Consider the following 20877-nt stretch of genomic DNA (forward strand, 5'->3'; position numbering starts at 1 on the left):
GCCCTATCTTAGCCAGACTTGGCTAAGGAGGCGACGATGCCGACCGTGAACATGCTGGAAGCGAAGACCTCGCTGTCGCGCCTCGTCGAGGCCGTGGAAAGCGGCGCGGAAAAAGAAATCATCATCGCCCGCAACGGCAAGCCGGCGGCGAAGTTGGTCCCGCTCGACGCTGCGCCGGAGAAGAAGCTGCGGCTCGGGCTGGCGCGCGGTAAATATCCCTCTCTCGACTATGAAGCGTTCCAGGCATTGGACGCCGAGGTCGCCCGCATGTTCTATGGCGACGACGAGAAGTGAGGCTGCTGCTCGATACGCATGTAGCGATCTGGGCGATCGACACGCCGGAGCGCATTCCCGAGCATATCCATCTCCTCCTCCGGGAAGCGTATCCGAACGTTTTCGTCTCGGCTGCAGCGGTGTGGGAGATCGCGATCAAGCACCCGCTCGGCAGGTCGGACGCGCCGCCCGTTTCAGGGTATCAGGCCATGGCCGAGTTCGAGGCGGCCGGCTTTGCCCTCCTCGACGTGAGCGCCGCGCATGCCGCTTTCGTCGAACGCCTCCCCCTCCATCACGGCGACCCATTCGACCGGCTGATGCTGGCGCAGGCGATCGTCGAGGGCATGCAGTTCGTGACATACGATCGGCATCTTTCCCGCTACGATGTCGCCCTGCTGACATGGTCCTGACGGAAGGCACGGCGAAATGAGCTTCTTCCCCGGCAACGATCCGCAACCCGGCGACGCCTTCGCCTGCGACGCCATCGAGACGCTGATCATTCCCAACGCCCGCGACATCGACGGGTTTTCCGTCCGCCGCGCGCTGCCGACGGCGCGGCGGCGGCTGGTCGGGCCGTTCATCTTCTTCGATCGGATGGGGCCGGCGATCCTGCGCGGCGGGCAGGAGCTCGACGTGCGACCGCACCCGCATATCGGCCTGTCCACCGTCACCTACCTGTTCGACGGCCGGATCAGGCACCGCGATTCGCTCGGCACCGAGATGGTGATCGAGCCGGGCGACGTGAACCTGATGACGGCCGGGCGCGGCATCGTCCATTCCGAGCGCTCGCCGGAAGAGCTGCGCGGCGGGCCGCTGTCGATCTCCGGCCTCCAGACATGGCTGGCGCTTCCCGACGACAGGGAGGAGATCGCCCCCGCCTTCGAGAACACGGCCCGCGCCGACCTCCCGGTCATCGACGCCGAGGGCATCACCGGCAGGGTGGTGATCGGCGCGCTGCACGGCTTCTCTTCGCCGGTCGCCACCGCCTCGCGCACGCTCTACGCCGACCTGAGGCTCGCGCCGGGCGCGCGCCTGCAAATCCCGGCCGAGGCCGAGGAGCGGGCGATCTACGTGCTCGAAGGCGATGTCACTATTGCCGGCGACCGCTTCCCGTCCGACCGGCTGATCGCCTTCAAGCCGGGGGCGGAGATCGTGGTCTCGTCCGAGCGCGGCGCGCATCTGATGCTGTTCGGCGGCGATTCCCTCGGCTCGAAGCGCTATATCTGGTGGAACTTCGTCTCCTCCTCCAGGGAACGGATCGAGCAGGCCAAGGAGGAATGGCGCACCGGCCGCTTCGACATCGTGCCGGGCGACGAGGAGGAGTTCGTGCCGCTGCCTTCGGGGTAGGCGGGCCCGATGGCCGCATTTACTTTCGCGGCTTATGCGCCTATCTCGGATGGCGAAGCGCAACGACAAGGAACAGGCGAGAAGCCTTGAACCCACGTCCGCACACCCCGCTCCTCGACAAGGTGCGCATCCCGGCAGACCTGCGCGGCCTCGCCGAAAGCGAACTGCCGCAGCTCGCCGCCGAATTGCGCGCCGAGATGATCGACGCCGTCTCGCAGACCGGCGGGCACCTCGGCGCGGGCCTCGGCGTCGTCGAGCTGACGGTGGCGCTGCATTACGTCTTCGACACGCCCACGGATCGGCTGATCTGGGATGTCGGCCATCAGGCCTACCCGCACAAGATCCTGACCGGACGGCGCGAGCGCATCCGCACGCTCCGCCAGGAGGGTGGGCTTTCCGGCTTCACCAAGCGCGCGGAAAGCGAATACGACCCGTTCGGCACCGCCCATTCCTCGACCTCGATCTCGGCCGGGCTCGGCATGGCGGTGGCGCGCGACCTCAAGGGCGGCGCCAACAACGTCATCGCCATCATCGGCGACGGGGCGATGTCGGCCGGCATGGCCTTCGAGGCGCTGAACAATGCCGGCGCGCTCGACGCGCGGCTGATCGTCATCCTGAACGACAACGACATGTCCATCGCCCCGCCGACGGGCGCGCTGAGCCACTATCTCGCGCGCCTCGGCACGGGCCGCGCCTATCACGGGATGCGCGACCTGGGCAAGAAGCTGACCTCCTATCTCGGCAAGCGGGTCGACCGCGCCGTGACCCGCGCCGTCGAGCATGCGCGCGGCTACGTCACCGGCGGCACCATGTTCGAGGAGCTCGGCTTCTTCCACATCGGCCCGATCGACGGCCACAATCTCGAGCACCTCGTCCCGCTGCTGCGCAACGTGCGCGACAACGGCAACGGCCCGGTGCTGATCCATGTCGTGACGCAGAAGGGCAAGGGCTACGCTCCGGCCGAGGCCGCGGCCGACAAGTATCACGGCGTCAACAAGTTCGACGTGATCAGCGGCGCGCAGGCGAAGGCGCCGGGCAACGCGCCGAGCTACACCAAGGTCTTCGCCGAGAGCCTCATCCGCGAGGCGCGGGAGGACGAGCGCATCGTCGCCGTCACCGCCGCCATGCCCTCCGGCACCGGGCTCGACCTGTTCGGCGAGGCGTTTCCCAGCCGTGTCTTCGATGTCGGCATCGCCGAGCAGCACGCCGTCACCTTCGCCGCCGGGCTGGCGACGGAAGGGCTGAAGCCGTTCGCCGCGATCTACTCGACCTTCCTCCAGCGCGCTTACGACCAGGTCGTCCACGACGTGGCGATCCAGAAGCTGCCCGTGCGCTTTCCCATCGACCGCGCCGGCTATGTCGGCGCCGACGGGCCGACCCATTGCGGCGCGTTCGACGTCGCCTATCTCGCCGCGCTGCCGGATTTCGTCGTCATGGCGGCTGCCGACGAGGCGGAGCTGCGCCACATGGTGCGCACCGCCGCCGACTACGACGAAGGCCCGATTGCGTTCCGCTATCCGCGCGGCAACGGCGTCGGCGTCGAGATGCCGGAGCGCGGCCAGCCGCTCGCCATCGGCCGCGGCCGCGTCGTCAAGGAGGGCACCAAGGTCGCGCTGCTGTCGCTCGGCACCCGCCTTGCCGACTGCCTCGTCGCTGCCGAGGAACTCGACGCCGCCGGCCTGTCGACCACCGTTGCCGACGCTCGCTTCGCCAAGCCGCTGGACGCCGATCTCGTGCGGTGGCTGGCGCGCGAGCATGAGGTGCTCGTCACCGTCGAAGAGGGCTCCGTCGGCGGCTTCGCTGCCCACGTCCTGCATTTCCTCGCCCATGAGGGGCTGCTGGAGAGCGGCCTCAAGGTGCGCCCGCTGGTGCTGCCCGACGCGTTCACCGACCACGGCAAGCAGGAAAAGATGTATGCCGCCGCCGGTCTCGACGCCGCCGGCATCGTGCGCACGGTCTTTTCCGCGCTGGGGCGTTCGGTGTCGGCCGCCTCGGCCTGATCGCCGGAAGCGCGTCGCGTCCTGTCCGCTTCGGAGGACCACGCGCTTGCGCCGCCCCTCATCCGCCCTTCGGGCACCTTCTCCCCGTGAACGGGGAGACGGAATGGTGGTCGCAACGCCCGCAATTTCTCTGGCCGCGCTCGCGATTGGCGAAAGCGGGGGCGGCAGCTCTCTTCTCCCCGTTCACGGGGAGAAGGTGGCGGCAGCCGGATGAGGGGCAGCGCCGGCGGCGCCGATGATGCACATAAGGCGCGACATGCTCTAACCCTCTCCTAACCATTTCGCTTGGGGCTTCCTTAGGCCGGCTTTGCTATCTCCCTTCGCACAGGGAGATGGAGCAGGGGCAATGCGCATCCATGTGCCGGCCATGCTGGCCGCCGCCGTGCTGGCGGGCGGCGCAGCCATGGCCGACGGGCGATACGACCGCAAGCTGGACGAGGCCGCAGCGCAGATCGCTGCGGCGAAGATGGGCTCGTTGCGCGGCGGCTTCGCGCCCGACGAGCGGCCGCTGCTGCTGAAGCCCGTGCCCCGGCCGCAGCGGGAGAGGGCGGAAAGGCCGGCCGCGCCCGCGCCGGGCGAGTGGCGCGACGGCCTCGCCATCGCGGTCGAGCGCAAATCGGCCGTCTCGCCCGAGCTATAGCGCAAATTCAGGCAGGCCCGGCGCTGCCCCTCATCCGCCCTTCGGGCACCTTCTCCCCGTGAACGGGGGGAAGGAATGCTGCGGCACCGCCACATCCCCTTCGCAACGCTTGCGATTGGCGAAAGCAAGGACGGCATCTCTCTTCTCCCCGTTCACGGGGAGAAGGTCCCGGCAGGGGGATGAGGGGCAGCGCAGGCAGCGCAGGCGGCGCCGATGAGGCACATAAGGCACGACACGCGATAGAGCATTTTGCGGCCGGATGGCGTCCGCCGCTGCAAGGCGCTTGCCATCGCCGCGCGCTTGCCGCACTGAGTGGCGGATGGTCACGCAGGGTTCCCCCACGCAAAGGCTGCGCCTCGACGAGCTGCTCGTCCGGCGCGGGCTGTTCCCCACCCGCTCGCGCGCCCGCGACGCGGTGGCGCGCGGCGCGGTGCGCGTCGACGGCCGCCCCGTGACCAGGCCCGGCCAGCCGACGGGCGCGGACGCCGCCATCGACGTGGATGATCCGGCGCGCGCTTACGTCTCACGCGCGGCCCTGAAGCTGATCGCAGGGCTCGAGGCCTTCGGTCTCGATCCGGCCGGGATCCTCGCGCTCGATGTCGGCGCCTCGACCGGCGGCTTCACGCAGGTGCTGCTTACGCGCGGCGCGGCGCATGTCGTCGCGCTCGATGTCGGCCACGGCCAGCTCGATCCCGCCCTTGCCGCCGACCCGCGCGTCACCGTGCTGGAAAAGCTCAACGCCCGCGATCTGACGCCCGGCCATCTCGACGGCAGGCGGCCCGGTTTCGTCGTCTGCGACGTCAGCTTCATCTCGTTGAAGCTTGCCCTGCCGCCCGCGCTCGACCTCGCCGCGCCCGGTGCGCGTTGCGTCCTTCTGGTCAAGCCGCAATTCGAGGTCGGCCGCGAAGGCATCGGCAAGGGCGGGCTGCTGCGCGACCCCGCCGAGGGCGAGCGCATCGCCGCCGATCTTTCCCGCTGGCTCGGCGAGCGGCCTGGCTGGCGCGCGCTCGGCATCACGCCGTCGCCCATCGAAGGCGGCGACGGCAACCGCGAGTTCCTGCTCGCCGGAATCAAGGACGGGAACGGATGAGCGCGATCCTCGACATCGCACGGCTGGGCGGGCAGGGCGACGGCGTCGCCGATACGGAAAATGGCCCGGTCTTCGTGCCGTTCGCGCTGCCGGGCGAGCGCGTCAACGTCGCGCTCGGGGCCAAGCGCGCCGACCTCGTTTCCGTGCTCGATCCTTCGCCGCTGCGCGTCGAGCCGGCCTGCCGCCATTTCACAAGCTGCGGCGGCTGCGCCATGCAGCATCTCGAGGACGACGCCTATCGCGACTGGAAGCGGAGCCTCCTCGTCGAGGCGCTGCGGGCCAAGGGCATCGGCATCGAGGTCGATCCGCTCGTCTCCTGCCCGCCGCACTCGCGCCGCCGCGCGGCGCTGACGGCGAAACGCACGGAAGGTGGCATCCTCCTCGGCTTCAACGCGGCGCTGTCGCACCGGATCGTCGACATCGAGGAATGCCCGGTGATGGAGCCTGAGCTGGTCGCGGCGCTGCCGTTGTTGCGGCGGCTGGCCGGCCTCGTCGCGCGCACCAATGACGCCTTCCGCTTCTCCGTCACCCGCACGGCCTCAGGCCTCGACGTGGCAGTGCAAGGCAGCGGACGGCTGGAAGGCAAGGCGCGGCAGGCGGCGATCGAATTCTCGATCGCCAACGGCATCGCCCGGCTGACCGTCGACGGCGAGATCGTCATCGAGCCGAAGAAGCCGGCGATCATGGTCGGCGACCTCTCCGTTTCGCCGCCGCCGGGCGCGTTCCTTCAGGCGGTCGCGGAGGCGGAAAGCGCCATGGCCGGCCTCGTCGCCGGGCATCTCGGCAAGGCGAAGCGCGTCGCCGATCTCTTCGCCGGCATCGGCACCTTCGCGCTCCGGCTGGCGCGGCAGAGCGAGGTCCATGCCGTCGAGGGCGACATGGCCGCGCTCGCCGCGCTCGACCGCGCTTTCCGCTTCGGGCAGGGGCTGAAGAAGGTGACAGTGGAAAAGCGCGACCTTTTCGTGCGGCCGCTGACCTTCAAGGAGCTCGACGCCTCGTTCGACGGGCTGGTTTTCGACCCGCCGCGTGCGGGTGCTGAGGCGCAGGCGGCGCAGATCGCCCGCTCGCAGGTGCGCCTCGTCGCCGCCGTGTCGTGCAACCCGCTGACGCTGGCGCGCGATCTTTCGATCCTGATCGCGGGCGGCTACCAGTTGAAGCGGGTGGTGCCGGTCGACCAGTTCCTGTGGTCGCCGCATCTGGAAGCCGTGGCGCTGCTGGAGAAGCCGAAGAAGCGGCGCTGAACTGAGCCTACACCCTCGCCAGCAGCCCCTCGACGAAGGCGGGAACGATCTCGGTCGCGCGTCCGTGGACGAGCTCGTCGAAGGACGAGGCGGTTTCCGACGGTTCCAAATTCAGCTCGATGGTGCGCGCGCCGGCGTGCTTCGCCTCCTCGACGAAGTCGGCCGCCGGATAGACGTGGCCCGACGTGCCGATGGCGACGAACAGGTCGGCTGCGCCCAGCGCGCGGTAGATGCGGTCCATGTGATAGGGCATCTCGCCGAACCAGACCACGTCCGGCCGCAGCTGGCCGATGGTCGAGCAGGCCGGGCATTGCGAGCTGGTCGTCATGTCGCCATGCCAGCGCGAGCGCTGGTGGCAGGCCTCGCATAGCGCCGAGAACAGGTCGCCATGCATGTGGACGAGCTTCTGCGAGCCGGCCGCCTCGTGCAGATGGTCGATGTTCTGGGTGATCAGCGTGAACTCGCCCTCCAGTCCATGGCCGAACGCCTGCTCCAGCCGCGCCAGCGCCCGGTGCGCGGCGTTGGGCTTCGCCTCGGCGACGCTCTCGCGGCGACGGTTGTAGAAATCGTGGACCTTCGACGGGTTGCGCGCGAAGGCGTCGGGCGTCGCATAGTCGCGCCAGTCGACCCGCGCCCAGATGCCGTCGCGGTCGCGGAACGAGGCGATGCCGGACTCGACCGAGATGCCGGCGCCGGTGAGGATGACGATGGAGGAGGGAGAGGGCATGCCGGTCCAGCTTGAAAAGTTCGGATATTGAGCGCATATTGAGCACGGAAACGTCAATCTGTGCAAGGATAATGTCATGAGCAGCATGGCGTTGGAAATTTCGGCCGGGACGTTCGGCGAGAGCGGGACGCCGTTCCTGTCGCCGCGCCGCGTCGCCGACCTGCTCGGCGTGACGATGACCGAGCTCGCGGCGCTGATCGGCGTCGCCCGCAACACGCTGGCGGCGCGCAACAGTGCGCGCAAGGTCGACGCGGCACTCAGCCCCGTGGTGCGGGTGCTGGCGATGGCCAGCGAGATGGCCGGCTCGCAGGAGCGCGCCGCGATCTGGTTCAAGCACCAGCCCATCCCCGGCTGGGCCGGCAAGACCGCCTACGACCTCGTGCGCGAAGGCAAGGCCGACAAGGTGCTCGCCTATCTGGAAGCCGTGCGCGCCGGCGTCTATGCCTGACCCCGAGAGGCCTGAATCAAGCGGGCCCGCCTCGGAAGCGACTGAAACCGCGGGCGCGCCCGTCGTGCTGTGGCGCGCCTTCGTACCGCGCTGGGCGCATCTGCCTCTCTCCGGCGAGGGCGCGGCGCGTTTCGGCGGCCGCTGGAACCCTGTCGGCGTGCTGGCCCTCTACGCCGCCCGCGAGCTCTCCACCGCATGGGCCGAATACAATCAGGGCTTCGTCCAGCACCCGGCGCTGATCGCCCGGCTCGAACTCACCGGCGCGCGCCTCGCCGACCTGACGGACGAGGCCGAACTGGCGCGGCTCGGGCTCGATCCCGGCATCCACCGCTGCGAGTGGCGCGCCGCGCTCGACGAGGGCAGGGTGCCGGCGACGCATGCGCTGCGCGAGACGCTGCTGGATGCGGGCCATGACGGCGTCGTCTACCGGTCCTTCATGTCGCCCGGCGGCACCTGCGTCGCGCTTTGGCGGTGGAACAGGCCGGGCGCGCCGCGTCTCGACATCGTCGACCCCGAGGGCAGGTTGTCGAAATCGCCGGCCTCGTGGATGTAGAAGCGCGGATCAGGCTTTCGTGCCGCCCACCGTCATGCGGTCCATGCGCAGGTGCGGCTGGCCGACGCCGACGGGCACCTGCTGGCCGGCCTTGCCGCACATGCCGATGCCGTTGTCGAGCTTCGAATCGTTGCCGATCATCGAGATGCGATGCATCGCGTCCGGCCCGTTGCCGATCAGCATCGCGCCCTTGATCGGCTGCGTCACCCTGCCGTTCTCGATCCTGTAGGCCTCGGTGCAGCCGAACACGAACTTGCCGCTGGTGATGTCCACCTGCCCGCCGCCGAAGGAGACGGCATAGATGCCGTCCTTCACCGAGGCGATGATTTCCTCCGGCGTGTGGGCGCCATCGGTCATGGTGGTATTGGTCATGCGCGGCATCGGGGCGTGGGCGTAGGATTCGCGCCGGCCGTTGCCGGTGGGGGCGACGCCCATCAGCCGGGCGTTCAGCCGGTCCTGCATGTAGCCGACGAGGACGCCGTCCTCGATCAGCACGGTGCGGTTTGTCGCCGTTCCCTCGTCGTCGATGGTGAGCGAGCCGCGCCGCTCGGCGATCGTGCCGTCGTCGACAACGGTCACGCCCTTCGCCGCCACCTGTTGCCCCATCAGCCCGGAAAAGGCCGAGGTCTTCTTGCGGTTGAAGTCGCCCTCCAGCCCGTGGCCGACCGCCTCGTGCAGCATAACCCCCGGCCAGCCGGAGGCGAGGACGATGTCGAAGGTGCCGGCCGGCGCGGGGACGGCCTCGAGATTGACCAGCGCCTGCCTGAGCGCCTCCTGCGCGGCGTGCTTCCACGTTTCCTCGGCGAGGAATTCGCCGAAACTCTTGCGCCCGCCCATGCCGTAGGAGCCGGTTTCCTGCCGCTCGCCCTCGCCGACGACGACCGCGACGCTGAAGCGCACCAGCGGGCGCACGTCGCTCGCCACGCGCCCGTCGGCCCGCATGATCTCGACCTGCTGCCAAGACGCGGCGAGCGAGGCGGTGACCTGGCGCACGCGCGGATCGCGCGCCCGCAGCCAGGCGTCGATCTCGCGCAGCAGCGCCGCCTTGGCCTCGAAGCCGGGCTCGGCGATCGGGTTCTCCTCGCCGTAGAGCTTCAGGTTGGTGCCGGCTGGCGCGTCGGCAAGCCGGCCGGCATGGCCGCTCCGGACCGCCGCGACGGCCGCCGCAGCCCGCTTCAGCGCCGCCTCGGAGAACTCGCCCGAATGCGCGTAGCCGCCCGCCTCGCCGGCGACCGCCCGCAAGCCGAAGCCGCGATCGGTGTTGAAGTTGGCGGTTTTCAGCCGCCCGTCGTCGAAGACCAGCGCCTCGCCCTCGCGATGCTCGACATAGAGCTCGCCGTCGTCGGCGCCGTCCAGCGCGCCGGCCACGATCCGGCGCACCGCTTCCGGCGCGATGTCGAACTGTTCGAGAAGCCTTGTCGCCACGGGTGCCGCCTTTCATGCCTGCCGCACGATGCGTCCCGTGCGCGTGCCCGGCCGCTCGCCGGCCGCGCCTGTCATATAGGCGCCCGCGGTGCGGGTTGCACCCGCGCATGCGCGGTTTTCTTCAGGGCAGGGCGTCGAAGCCGGCGGAGAAGCCGGCGAGGTCGACGGGGATGCCGATTCCCTCTTCCGGCGTCTGGAAGACGATGAAGGTGGCGGCCTCGCCGGTCTTCAGCGTGTCGAGCAGCGGCTGCTCGAGGATCACCTCGGCATAGCAGCCGTCCTGGAAGCAACGCACGAAGTAGGCGCGGCCGATGTCCTTGCCGTCGACGTTGAGGCCGAGCCCGTTGGGCAGGAGGACGCCGAGCGGCGCGAGCACGCGCAGGATCTCGGCGCGGTTGTCGGCGGTGCGCAGCACGACCACCGAAAGCCCGACCTCGGGCCGGTCTTCGGCGACCACGTTCTGCATCAGCGCGCACTGCTCGGCCGCCGCGCCGCCGGGCGTGTCGCAGATGATCGACCAGGAGCCGTGGGTCGAGCGGACCGTTCCCTGCTGGGCCGCGGCCGGGCCGGAGAAAAGGCTGGTGACGACGAGGCCGGAAAGGGCGAGCGCGCCGGCGAAGGCGGCTGCGAAGCCTGCCAAACGGGCGGTCACCGGCGCGGTCCAGCGAAGCGTCATGGAACTCATCCTCTCGAAAGCTGGCGTAACGAATCACGCAAATCTAGCACGCGCGCGCGGGGTGCGGCGACCTTACGCATGGGCAGGTTCTGGAGAGGGAAAATTCGCTGCAAGTTAAGCGAAATCAAGGCGCAGTCGGCATTTTCATGCACCCGCGCAAAAATGCCGCAGCAAGTTCGGGGCCAATCCCCGGCCTCCTTCAAACCATTCCTTGCGGTTCGACAAAGATTGTGGTTTGAGATTGTGCCAGTCGCCCGCCCCTCGTCACCCGGCGGGGGCGGTGCGCTTGCGATTTTCGCGAAGAAATTCGCCGAGGAAATTCCGACGGGGAGATGACAAGGGTGATGAAGAAGTTCCTTGCAGGCGTGGCCGTCCTTTCGCCGCTTCTGGCCGGCGCCAGCGCGTTCGCGGCGCAGCCGGAGCCCTGGCAGCTCGGCCTGCAGCCGGCGGCGACCGCGATCATGGAAGAGATCCGCTGGTTCGAGCAGTACACGCTCTGGTTCATCGTGCCGATCACCCTGCTCGTCATGATACTGCTGGCCTGGTGCATCATCCGCTACCGTGCCGGCGCCAACCCGACCCCCTCGCGCACCAGCCACAACACGCTGATCGAGGTGATCTGGACCGTCGGGCCGGTGATCGTGCTCCTGTTCATCGCCGTCCCCTCCTTCCAGCTCCTCACCGCGCAGTACAATCCCGAGGAAGAGCCGGCCATGACGCTGAAGGCCACCGGCGTCCAGTGGAGCTGGGAATACGAGTATCAGGACGGCGAGGAGCCGCTGACCTTCTCCTCCTTCATGCTGCGCGATGAAGACCGCGCCGACGCCGGCAAGGAGGACAGGGCCGCCTATCCGCGCCTTCTCGCCGTCGACAACGAGATCGTCGTTCCGGTCGACACGACCGTGCGCGTCCTCGTCACCGCCAGCGACGTCATCCACGCCTTCGCCATGCCGGCCTTCGGCATCAAGGTCGACGCCGTTCCGGGACGCCTGAACGAGACCTGGTTCAAGGCCGAGCGCGAAGGCATGTATTACGGCCAGTGCTCGGAGCTGTGCGGCAAGGACCACGCCTTCATGCCCATCGGCATCCGCGTCGTCAGCCGCGAGCAGTACGACGCCTGGCGCGCGGCCGCGCAGGCCAATCTCGATGAGGCGAACAAGGCGCTCGTGGCTTCGCTCGCAAGCCGCGCGGTCGACGTCGCCGACGCCGGCCCCAACGCCAGCGCGCAATAACAAGCATTACGGAGCGGGAAAATGGCAGGCTCGGCATCTCAGCACGACACCCACGCGGCCCATGACCACGACGACCACCACATGCCGACCGGCTGGACGCGGTGGGTCTATTCGACCAACCACAAGGACATCGGCACCCTTTACCTGATCTTCGCGATCATGGCCGGCATCATCGGCGGCTTCCTGTCGGTGATGATGCGCTGGGAGCTCGCCGAGCCGGGCATCCAGATCTTCCACGGCCTCGCGGCCATGGTCTACGGCTACGAGGGCGAGGCGGCGATCGACGGCGGCAAGCAGCTGTTCAACGTCTTCACCACCGCGCACGCGCTGATCATGATCTTCTTCATGGTGATGCCGGCGCTGATCGGCGGCTTCGCCAACTGGATGGTGCCGATCATGATCGGCGCGCCGGACATGGCGTTCCCGCGCATGAACAACATCTCGTTCTGGCTCCTGCCGCCGGCCTTCATCCTGCTGCTGATCTCGCTGTTCATGCCCGGCCCCACCGGCAGCTACGGCGCGGGCGGTGGCTGGACGCTCTATCCGCCGCTGTCGACCCAGTCGCCCGGCCCGGCCGTCGACTTCGTCATCCTCTCGCTGCACATCGCCGGCGCCTCGTCGATCCTCGGCGCAATCAACTTCATCACCACCATCTTCAACATGCGCGCCCCGGGCATGACGCTGCACAAGATGCCGCTCTTCGCCTGGTCGGTGCTCATCACCGCCTTCCTGCTGCTGCTCACCCTTCCGGTGCTGGCCGGCGGCATCACCATGCTGCTGACCGACCGCAATTTCGGAACCGCGTTCTTCGCGCCCGAGGGCGGCGGCGACCCGATCCTGTTCCAGCACCTGTTCTGGTTCTTCGGCCATCCGGAAGTGTACATCCTGATCCTGCCGGGCTTCGGCATCGTCAGCCACATCATCTCGACCTTCTCGCGCAAGCCGGTCTTCGGCTATCTCGGCATGGCCTACGCCATGGTCGCCATCGGTGTCGTCGGCTTCGTGGTGTGGGCGCACCACATGTACACGACCGGCATCTCGCTCGACGCGCAGCGCTACTTCGTCTTCGCGACGATGGTCATCGCCGTGCCGACCGGCGTGAAGATCTTCTCGTGGATCGCGACGATGTGGGGCGGCTCGATCTCGTTCCGCACGCCGATGCTGTGGGCGATCGGCTTCATCTTCCTGTTCACCGTGGGCGGCGTCACCGGCGTCCAGCTCGCCAATGCCGGCCTCGACCGCGCGCTGCACGACACCTACTACGTGGTCGCCCACTTCCACTACGTCTTGTCGCTGGGCGCGGTGTTCGCGATCTTCGCCGCCTGGTACTACTGGTTCCCGAAGATGTTCGGCTACATGTACTCGCCGCTCATCGCGCGCACCCATTTCTGGGTGACGTTCATCGGCGTCAACCTGATCTTCTTCCCGCAGCACTTCCTCGGCCTCGCCGGCATGCCGCGCCGCTACATCGACTATCCGGACGCCTATGCCGGCTGGAACCTGGTGTCGTCGTGGGGCTCGTATCTCTCGGCCCTCGGCGTGATCATCTTCCTCATCGGCGTCTTCGAGGCGTTCGCCAGGAAGCGCGTGGCGGGCGACAACCCGTGGGGCGAGGGTGCGACGACGCTCGAATGGCAGCTTTCGTCGCCCCCGCCCTACCACCAGTGGGAGCAGCTTCCGAAGGTCAAGTAGGAAGCCTCCCGACCGCAACGATGAATCCGCCGGCCCTCCTTTACTCGCGGGGCTGGCGGTTTCGGCCAAACGGATAGACCGGATCAGGTACGCATGGCCCTTATTGAGGAAAGCAGGTTCGAGGACGCCGGCCTTCGCGTGTCGGAAGCCACGCCCGGCGATTATCTCGCGCTGCTCAAGCCGCGGGTCATGTCGCTGGTCGTCTTCACCGCCTTCGTCGGCATGGTGACGGCGCAGGCGCCCGTCAACCCGGTCATCGCCGTGTTCTCGATCCTCGCCATCGCCGTCGGCGCGGGCGCGTCCGGCGCGCTCAACATGTGGTACGACGCCGACATCGACGCGGTGATGAGCCGCACCGTCAACCGCCCGGTCCCGTCCGGCCGCGTCGCGCCCGGCGAGGCGCTGGCCTTCGGCCTCGTCCTGTCGGCGCTGTCGGTGATGACGCTCGGCCTCGTCGCCAACTGGCTGGCCGCGAGCCTGCTCGCCTTCACCATCTTCTTCTACGCCGTCGTCTACACGATGTGGCTCAAGCGCTGGACGCCGCAGAACATCGTCATCGGCGGCGCCGCCGGCGCGTTCCCGCCCATGATCGGCTGGGCCGCCGTCACCGGCGACGTCAGCCTCTACGGCGTCGTCCAGTTCCTCATCATCTTCCTGTGGACGCCGCCGCATTTCTGGGCGCTGGCGCTGTTCAAGTCCGGCGACTACCAGCGCGCCGGCGTGCCGATGATGCCCAACGTCGCCGGCGAGGCTTCGACCAAGCGCCAGATCTTCGCCTACTCGATCCCCGTCGCCTTCATCGCCGTCGTCCCGACGCTGATCGGCGTCGCCAGCCTCGCCTACGGGCTGTTCGCCGCCGCGCTCGGCGCCGCCTTCGTCTGGTATGCGTGGAAAGTGCTGCGCATGGACGAGGCCGACCGCGGCATGCGTCCGGCGAAGATGCTGTTCGCCTATTCGGTGTTCTATCTCTTCGCCATCTTCGCCGCGCTTCTCGCCGACGGCATCGTCGGCCGTATCGGAGGCGTCTGGTGAGCGTGATGGAAGGCAGGATCGTCATGGAAGACAATGGTGCCCCCAAGGGCGTCGAGATGACCGAGGCGCAGAAGAAGGCGCGCCGCAGCCGGTCGATCGCCATCGGCCTCGCGCTCGCCGCGCTCGTGGTGCTGTTCTACGTCATCACCCTGGTCAAGTTCGGGCCGGCGATCCTCAACCGGCCTATGTGAGGATGCGATGAGCGATCTTGCACCGCGAACGGCAGGGAGTGGAGGCGAGCGGGGCATCCGCGAGCCGGAACAAGGCCGCGACCGCGGACCGGGCTTTCGCCCGTCCCCGCGCGAGCGGCAAGAAGGTAGGGGCGAGCGGCGCTCGAACCGCGTCGTCGTTCTCGTGTGCCTGACCTTTTTCGGCACCATGCTGGGCATGTCCTATGCCGCGGTGCCGCTCTACGATCTGTTCTGCCGGGTGACCGGCTATGGCGGCACCACCCAGCGCGTCACGCAATATTCGGACGTCGTCCTCGACCGCGAGATCACCGTGCGCTTCGACGCCAACGTCGCCGGCGGCCTGCCATGGGCCTTCAAGCCCGTCGCGCGCGACGTGACGGTGAAGATCGGCGAGACGACGCAGGCGAGCTACGAGGCGAAGAACGTCTTCTCGCGCCCGACCTCCGGCCGCGCCAGCTTCAACGTGACGCCGCAGCTCGCCGGCGCCTATTTCATGAAGGTCGAGTGCTTCTGCTTCACCGACACCGAGCTCGCGCCCGGCGAGACCATGGACATGCCGGTCGTGTTCTATGTCGATCCGGCCATCGTCGACGTGCCGGAGCTGAAGAACATCCATACCATAACCCTTTCCTACACCTTCTTCCCGATCGACAAGGACGGACCGCAGGGTCAGACCGCGGCCGGGAAGACGCAAACCAGCACCGACACGAAACTCGGGGGATAGAATGGCAGACGCCCACGCCAAGCATCACGACTATCACATCATCGACCCGAGCCCCTGGCCGGTCCTCGGCTCGCTGGCTGCCTTCGTGCTGGCGATCGGCGGCATCGGCTGGATGCAGTATCTCAAGGGCAATGCCGATTTCTCGCTCCTCGGCATTCCGCTGGCGACCCCGTGGGTGTTCTTCGTCGGCCTCGCTTTGGTGCTTTACGTCATGTTCGCCTGGTGGTCGGACACGATCCGCGAGGCGCATGAGGGGCATCACACGCGCGTGGTGTCGATCCACCTGCGCTACGGCATGATCATGTTCATCGCCTCGGAGGTGATGTTCTTCGCCGCCTGGTTCTGGGCCTTCTTCGACGTCAGCCTGTTCCCCGGCGAGGCGCAGCAGGTCCTGCGGTCGGAGTACACCGGCGGCGTCTGGCCGCCGAAGGGCATCGAGATCCTCGATCCCTTCCACCTGCCGCTCTACAACACCATCATCCTGCTGCTGTCGGGCACGACGCTGACCTGGGCGCACCATGCGCTGCTGCACGACGACCGCAAGGGGATGGTCTGGGGGCTGGCGATCACCGTCGCGCTCGGCCTGCTGTTCTCCTACGTGCAGTTCTACGAGTACGCGCACGCGCCGTTCGACTTCAAGCAGTCGATCTATGGGGCGACCTTCTTCATGGCCACGGGCTTCCACGGCTTCCACGTCATCATCGGCACGATCTTCCTGATCGTCTGCCTGCTGCGGGCGATGGCCGGCCATTTCACCGCCCAGCAGCATTTCGGCTTCGAGGCGGCGGCGTGGTACTGGCATTTCGTCGACGTGGTCTGGCTGTTCCTCTTCGCGGCCATCTATGTCTGGGGTTCGGCGGGCGGCACCATCGCCGCGCATTGAGGCGAACGATCCGAACGGATAGAACGGGGGCGGCCGTGGCGACACGGCCGCCTTTCTCTTGGGAAGGCCGGCAACGGCAAGGACGGAAATGCCATGAGCGAGAACATGAGCGAGAGCCAGCACGGCGACACGGCCATCTGGCCGCCGGTCGATCCGGTCAGGGCCGGGCTCTCCGGCCGCTGCCCGCGCTGCGGCGAGGGCCGACTGTTCAAGGGCTTCCTCGCCGTCGGCGACCGCTGCGGCAATTGCCGGCTCGACTATTCCTTCGCCGATGCCGGCGACGGCCCGGCCGTGTTCGTCATCCTCATCATTGGCTTCGTCGTCGTCGGGCTGGCGCTGTGGATGGAGGTCAACCACAATCCGCCGCTGTGGCTGCATTTCATGTTGTGGATACCGCTGACCCTCGTGCTTTCGCTGGCCGCGCTGCGCGCGTTGAAGGGCCTGCTGATCGTGCTGCAATACCGTAACAAGGCGGCCGAGGGCCGGCTGGAAAACGGCTCCGGCGGGGAAGAGCGATGAGTGCTGACAGCGGCAGGCCGGCGCGCCGGCGCGCGAGCACGGTGCTCTTCGTCGTCCTCGGCCTCGCCGCCCTCGCCATCCTCCTCGGCCTCGGCACATGGCAGGTGCAGCGGCTCCACTGGAAGGAAGGGCTGATCGCCACCATCGACGCCCGCATCGACTCTGCGCCCCAGCCGCTCGCCGCCATCGAGGCGCGGCTTGCCGAGGCGGGCGATGTCGATTACTGGCCCGTCTCGCTCGCCGGCACCTTCCGTCACGAGGGCGAGCGGCATTTCTTCGCCACCCACAAGGGGCATTCGGGCTATTTCGTCTATACGCCGCTTGCGCTCGACGACGGCCGGCTGGTCCTCGTCAATCGCGGTTTCGTGCCGTTCGACCTTAAGGACGCCGCCACCCGCCCCGAAGGGCAGGTCGAGGGGAGGCGGGAGATCGCCGGCCTCGCCCGCAACCGGGTCGACGGGAAGCCCAATTCGCTGATGCCGGACAACGACCCGGAAAAGAACATCTTCTACTGGAAGGACATCGGCGCCATGGCGGCGAGCGCCGGCGTCGGCGCGCCCGGCGACTACCTGCCCTTCTTCGTCGATGCCGACGACGCGCCCAATCCCGGCGGGCTGCCCGTCGGCGGGGTGACGCTGGTCGACATGCCCAACAGCCACCTTCAATACGCCGTCACCTGGTACGGCCTCGCCGCCGCGCTTGCCGGGGTGATGGGCGTCTGGCTCTGGCGACGGTGGCGGACTCCGGCCGGATAGATGGCGGCCCCACAGAAGCCGGCCCCACAGAAGCCGGGTTGACAGGCCGGGGCGCAACAGCCATCTGGCCTGTGGCGGATGGGCGATCTCCAGCAAGCATCACGCCCGGAAAAGAGACGAGACGATGAAGCCACCCCTGACGATCAGGCTATGCGGCCCGCGCGGTTTCTGCGCCGGTGTCGACCGCGCGATCCAGATCGTGGTGCTGGCGCTGAAGAAATACGGCCCCCCCGTCTATGTAAGGCACGAGATCGTCCACAACCGCTACGTCGTCGAGGGGCTGCAGGAGCGCGGCGCGATCTTCATCGAGGAGCTCGATGAGATCCCGCCCGAGCATCACGACAAACCGGTGGTGTTCTCCGCCCACGGCGTGCCGAAATCCGTGCCGCAGGACGCCGAGGCGCGGAACCTGTTCTATCTCGACGCCACCTGTCCGCTGGTCTCCAAGGTCCACAAGCAGGCGATGCGCCACCACCGCCAGGGCCGCCACGTCCTGCTCGTCGGCCATGCCGGCCACCCGGAAGTCATCGGCACCATGGGCCAGCTGCCGGAAGGCGCGGTGACGCTGGTCGAGACCGAGGCGGACGCGGCGTGGATCATGCCGGCCGACCCCGAGGCGCTCGGCTTCGTCACCCAGACGACGCTGTCGGTGGACGACACCGACGGCATCATCCGCGCGCTCCAGAAGCGCTTTCCCGCCATGCAGGCGCCGGCGGCGGAATCGATCTGCTACGCCACGACCAACCGCCAGGACGCGGTCAAGGAGGCCGCGCCCGGCGCGGACCTGTTCATCGTCGTCGGCGCGCCCAACTCGTCGAATTCCAGGCGGCTGGTCGAGGTCGCCGAGCGGGCCGGCGCGACGCGCGGGCTGCTCGTCCAGCGCGCCGCCGAGATCGACTGGAGCGACATCGGCGACATCGCGACGCTCGGCCTCTCGGCCGGCGCGTCCGCCCCCGAGATCATCGTCGACGAGATCATCGACGCCTTCCGCCAGCGTTTCGAGGTCAAGATGGAGCTGGCCATCACCGCCGAGGAAACGGAAACCTTCCTCGTCAATCGTGTGCTGCGCGACGTCGAGCTGACGACCGCCGACATGGCGTTCGTGAACGGGAACGCCTGATGGCCGTCTACACCGACATCACCGAGGCGGAGCTCGCCGCCTTCCTGGGCGGCTACGATCTCGGCGGGCTCCTGTCCTACAAGGGCATCGCCGAGGGCACGGAGAACTCGAACTTCGTCCTCCACACCGGGGCCGGCCCGTTCATCCTGACGCTCTACGAGAAGCGGGTGGAGCGGTCGGACCTGCCGTTCTTCCTCGGCCTGATGGAACATCTGGCAAAGCGCGGCGTCTCCTGCCCGCTGCCGGTGCGCCGCAGGAACGGCGAGATGACCGGCGACCTCGCCGGCCGGCCGGCGGCGATCATCACCTTCCTCGAAGGCATGTGGCCGCGCCGGCCGACGCCGGCCCACTGCCGGGCGGTGGGCGAGGCGCTGGCGCGCCTGCATGTCGCCGGGGCCGACTTTCCGCTCGCCCGCCCCAACGCCCTGTCGCTGCCGGGCTGGCGCACGCTGTGGGACGGCTGCCTCGCCCGCGCCGACGAGGTCGAGCCGGGGCTGGGGGCAGAGGTCGCGGCCGATTTTTCCGTGCTCGAGGCCGGCTGGCCGCGCGGCCTTCCCGCCGGCGTCATCCATGCCGACCTCTTCCCGGACAACGTCTTCTTCCTCGGCGACAGGCTCTCGGGGCTGATCGATTTCTATTTCGCCTGCAACGACTTCTTCGCCTACGATCTCGCCACCTGCCTCAACGCGTGGTGCTTCGAGCGCGACCACGCCTTCAACCTGACCAAGGGGACGGCGCTGCTCGCCGGCTACCAGAGCGTGCGCCCGCTGGCGCCGGCCGAGGCGGAGGTGCTGCCGCTGCTGGCGCGCGGCTCGGCCCTGCGCTTCATGCTGACGCGGCTCTACGACTGGCTGCACGGACCGGACGGCGCGCTGGTGATGAAGCGCGACCCGATGGAATATGTGCGCAAGCTGCGCTTCCACCGCGCGGTCGCCTCGGCCAGCGAATACGGCCTCGCCCGCCCATGAAGCAGGTCGAGATCTTCACCGACGGGGCCTGCTCGGGCAATCCCGGCCCCGGCGGCTGGGGCGCGATCCTGCGCTGGGGCGGCATCGAGAAGGAGCTGTCGGGCGGCGAGGCCGACACCACCAACAACCGCATGGAGCTGATGGCCGCGATCGAGGCGCTGAACGCGCTGAAGGAGCCGTGCGCCGTCGACCTCCACACCGATTCCAACTACGTCAAGGACGGCATTTCCGGCTGGATCGAAGGCTGGAAGAGGAACGGCTGGAAGACGGCGGCGAAGAAGCCGGTCAAGAACGCCGAGCTGTGGCAGGCGCTCGACACCGCCCGCCGCCGCCACAAAGTGACGTGGCACTGGGTCAAGGGCCATGCCGGCCACCCGGAGAACGAGCGCGCCGACGAACTCGCCCGGCTGGCGATGGCGCCGTTCAAGAAGGTGAGAAGGGCGGTCGGGCCGGTTGCGCCCTGAGCGCCAACGCCGGCTCTGCCCCTCATCCGGCCCTTCGGATCACCTTCTCCTCGTGAACGGGGAGAAGGGCAAGCGGCGGCGTTGCGGCAGTCTCTCCTCTCCCGGTTCACGGGGAGAGGATGCCGGCAGGCAGGTAAGGGGCGCCGGCGTTGGACGTCGCGTCCTGACCGCCGAGGCCGCAACCCCTCACCGCCTCGCTGCGCTCGGCACCTCTCCCCAGAGGGGAGAGGAAAACCAAGGTTGGAGAAGCGCCGGCATTGCGGCAGCTTTCCTCTCCCCTCTGGGGAGAGATGGCCCGTAGGGCCGGTGAGGGGCCGGCGCGAACCGCTCCGGAAGTTCAGAGCTGCTCGAGGATCGTCGCCGCGCCCGAATTGGCGACCATGCCCGGCGCGTCCTCGATGTTGAGCGCCGTCACCGTGCCGTCCTCGACGATGGCCGAGAAGCGCTTGAGCCGGAGGCCGAGGCCCGCCTTGGAAAGGTCGATGTCGAGCCCGGCCGCCTTGGCGAAATCGCCGCTGCCGTCGGCGAGGAACAGGATCTTGCCGTCGCCCCCGGTCGAGCGCGCCCATGCGCCCATGACGAAGACGTCGTTGACCGCGACCACCGCGATCTGGTCGACGCCCTTGGCGAGGATCGCGTCGTGGTTCTCGACGTAGCCCGGCAGGTGGTTGTTGTTGCAGGTCGGCGTGAACGCCCCCGGCACGCCGAACAGCACCACCTTTTTGCCGGCGAACACGTCGGCGGTGGACAGCTCCTTGGGGCCGTCGCCCGTCAGGGTCTTGAAGGTGGCGTCCGGCAGTTTCTGGCCAACGGCGATGGTCATGCTTCACCTCGTTCGGAAAGGCTGGTTGGGAGCGTAAGCGGCAAGGGTTACCGG

At 68.3% G+C, this 20877-nt stretch carries 24 protein-coding genes; 20 read left to right on the top strand and 4 right to left on the bottom strand.

Annotation, left to right across the window (positions count from 1 at the left end):
- The first annotated feature begins 36 nt into the window (after window positions 1-36).
- From M9945_RS07230 to M9945_RS07260, 7 genes are all read left to right on the top strand, one after another.
- The gene (locus M9945_RS07230) at window positions 37-294 is read left to right on the top strand and encodes a type II toxin-antitoxin system Phd/YefM family antitoxin (protein ID WP_367943986.1); all 258 of its coding nucleotides are present in this window, start codon (window positions 37-39) and stop codon (window positions 292-294) included.
- On the top strand, window positions 291-683 hold the full coding sequence (locus M9945_RS07235) for a type II toxin-antitoxin system VapC family toxin (RefSeq protein WP_367943987.1): 393 nt from the start codon (window positions 291-293) through the stop codon (window positions 681-683). Before M9945_RS07230 ends, M9945_RS07235 begins: the two co-directional genes overlap by 4 nt.
- Before the next feature lie 16 nt (window positions 684-699).
- Window positions 700-1620, top strand: a complete 921-nt coding sequence (locus M9945_RS07240; protein WP_367928206.1) for a pirin family protein — start codon at window positions 700-702, stop codon at window positions 1618-1620.
- A gap of 86 nt (window positions 1621-1706) precedes the next feature.
- Complete coding sequence (gene dxs / locus M9945_RS07245) at window positions 1707-3620, top strand: 1-deoxy-D-xylulose-5-phosphate synthase (RefSeq protein ID WP_367928205.1); 1914 nt, start codon at window positions 1707-1709, stop codon at window positions 3618-3620.
- Between the two features lie 346 nt (window positions 3621-3966).
- Window positions 3967-4260, top strand: a complete 294-nt coding sequence (locus M9945_RS07250; RefSeq protein ID WP_367943988.1) for a hypothetical protein — start codon at window positions 3967-3969, stop codon at window positions 4258-4260.
- Window positions 4261-4579: 319 nt separating this feature from the next.
- A complete protein-coding gene (locus M9945_RS07255) occupies window positions 4580-5350 on the top strand; it encodes a TlyA family RNA methyltransferase (protein WP_367928203.1) in 771 nt (256 codons plus the stop codon).
- Window positions 5347-6591, top strand: a complete 1245-nt coding sequence (locus tag M9945_RS07260; RefSeq protein WP_367943989.1) for a class I SAM-dependent RNA methyltransferase — start codon at window positions 5347-5349, stop codon at window positions 6589-6591. Before M9945_RS07255 ends, M9945_RS07260 begins: the two co-directional genes overlap by 4 nt.
- A 7-nt stretch (window positions 6592-6598) precedes the next feature.
- On the opposite strand, the gene M9945_RS07265 is transcribed toward M9945_RS07260, so the two are convergent.
- Window positions 6599-7318, bottom strand: a complete 720-nt coding sequence (locus M9945_RS07265) for an NAD-dependent deacylase (protein WP_367943990.1) — start codon at window positions 7316-7318, stop codon at window positions 6599-6601.
- Between the two features lie 76 nt (window positions 7319-7394).
- On the opposite strand from M9945_RS07265, the gene M9945_RS07270 reads away from it, so the two are divergent.
- Both M9945_RS07270 and M9945_RS07275 read left to right on the top strand, forming a co-directional pair.
- Window positions 7395-7766 (top strand): antitoxin Xre/MbcA/ParS toxin-binding domain-containing protein, encoded by a 372-nt coding sequence (locus M9945_RS07270; protein ID WP_367928200.1) that lies wholly within the window; start codon window positions 7395-7397, stop codon window positions 7764-7766.
- A gap of 64 nt (window positions 7767-7830) precedes the next feature.
- Window positions 7831-8319 (top strand): RES family NAD+ phosphorylase, encoded by a 489-nt coding sequence (locus M9945_RS07275; RefSeq protein WP_367943991.1) that lies wholly within the window; start codon window positions 7831-7833, stop codon window positions 8317-8319.
- Window positions 8320-8328: 9 nt separating this feature from the next.
- On the opposite strand, the gene tldD is transcribed toward M9945_RS07275, so the two are convergent.
- On the bottom strand, window positions 8329-9744 hold the full coding sequence (gene tldD, locus M9945_RS07280) for a metalloprotease TldD (RefSeq protein ID WP_367943992.1): 1416 nt from the start codon (window positions 9742-9744) through the stop codon (window positions 8329-8331).
- A 121-nt stretch (window positions 9745-9865) separates the two neighbouring features.
- Window positions 9866-10420, bottom strand: a complete 555-nt coding sequence (locus M9945_RS07285) for an invasion associated locus B family protein (RefSeq protein ID WP_367928197.1) — start codon at window positions 10418-10420, stop codon at window positions 9866-9868.
- Between the two features lie 344 nt (window positions 10421-10764).
- Here M9945_RS07285 and coxB point away from each other — a divergent pair, with 344 nt between their 5' ends.
- The 11 genes from coxB to rnhA all read left to right on the top strand — a co-directional run bounded on the left by coxB (window position 10765) and on the right by rnhA (window position 20000).
- Window positions 10765-11652 carry a cytochrome c oxidase subunit II gene (gene coxB / locus M9945_RS07290; RefSeq protein ID WP_367943993.1) on the top strand — a complete coding sequence of 296 codons (888 nt, stop codon included), beginning with the start codon at window positions 10765-10767 and terminating at the stop codon, window positions 11650-11652.
- A 21-nt stretch (window positions 11653-11673) separates the two neighbouring features.
- Window positions 11674-13344: a cytochrome c oxidase subunit I gene (gene ctaD / locus M9945_RS07295; RefSeq protein ID WP_367928195.1), complete on the top strand. Its 1671-nt coding sequence runs from the start codon at window positions 11674-11676 to the stop codon at window positions 13342-13344.
- 93 nt (window positions 13345-13437) lie between these two features.
- Complete coding sequence (locus tag M9945_RS07300) at window positions 13438-14376, top strand: heme o synthase (RefSeq protein WP_367928194.1); 939 nt, start codon at window positions 13438-13440, stop codon at window positions 14374-14376.
- 5 nt (window positions 14377-14381) lie between these two features.
- Window positions 14382-14567 (top strand): hypothetical protein, encoded by a 186-nt coding sequence (locus M9945_RS07305; protein WP_367928262.1) that lies wholly within the window; start codon window positions 14382-14384, stop codon window positions 14565-14567.
- A gap of 7 nt (window positions 14568-14574) precedes the next feature.
- A complete protein-coding gene (locus M9945_RS07310; protein ID WP_367943994.1) occupies window positions 14575-15291 on the top strand; it encodes a cytochrome c oxidase assembly protein in 717 nt (238 codons plus the stop codon).
- 1 nt (window position 15292) lies between these two features.
- A complete protein-coding gene (locus M9945_RS07315) occupies window positions 15293-16174 on the top strand; it encodes a cytochrome c oxidase subunit 3 (RefSeq protein ID WP_367943995.1) in 882 nt (293 codons plus the stop codon).
- A 105-nt stretch (window positions 16175-16279) separates the two neighbouring features.
- Window positions 16280-16693, top strand: a complete 414-nt coding sequence (locus M9945_RS07320; RefSeq protein WP_367944790.1) for a DUF983 domain-containing protein — start codon at window positions 16280-16282, stop codon at window positions 16691-16693.
- On the top strand, window positions 16690-17448 hold the full coding sequence (locus M9945_RS07325) for an SURF1 family protein (protein ID WP_367943996.1): 759 nt from the start codon (window positions 16690-16692) through the stop codon (window positions 17446-17448). Before M9945_RS07320 ends, M9945_RS07325 begins: the two co-directional genes overlap by 4 nt.
- Before the next feature lie 124 nt (window positions 17449-17572).
- The gene (gene ispH, locus M9945_RS07330; protein WP_367928190.1) at window positions 17573-18568 is read left to right on the top strand and encodes a 4-hydroxy-3-methylbut-2-enyl diphosphate reductase; all 996 of its coding nucleotides are present in this window, start codon (window positions 17573-17575) and stop codon (window positions 18566-18568) included.
- Window positions 18568-19536 carry a homoserine kinase gene (locus tag M9945_RS07335; protein ID WP_367928189.1) on the top strand — a complete coding sequence of 323 codons (969 nt, stop codon included), beginning with the start codon at window positions 18568-18570 and terminating at the stop codon, window positions 19534-19536. Before ispH ends, M9945_RS07335 begins: the two co-directional genes overlap by 1 nt.
- Window positions 19533-20000, top strand: a complete 468-nt coding sequence (gene rnhA / locus M9945_RS07340; RefSeq protein WP_367928188.1) for a ribonuclease HI — start codon at window positions 19533-19535, stop codon at window positions 19998-20000. The genes M9945_RS07335 and rnhA overlap by 4 nt, the downstream gene beginning before the upstream one ends.
- A 337-nt stretch (window positions 20001-20337) precedes the next feature.
- Here rnhA and M9945_RS07345 read toward each other — a convergent pair whose 3' ends face one another.
- Window positions 20338-20823 carry a peroxiredoxin gene (locus M9945_RS07345; RefSeq protein WP_367928187.1) on the bottom strand — a complete coding sequence of 162 codons (486 nt, stop codon included), beginning with the start codon at window positions 20821-20823 and terminating at the stop codon, window positions 20338-20340.
- Between the last annotated feature and the right edge of the window lie 54 nt (window positions 20824-20877).

Origin of the sequence: Aquamicrobium sp. (assembly GCF_023954335.1) — a bacterium.
Lineage (GTDB): Bacteria > Pseudomonadota > Alphaproteobacteria > Rhizobiales > Rhizobiaceae > Aerobium.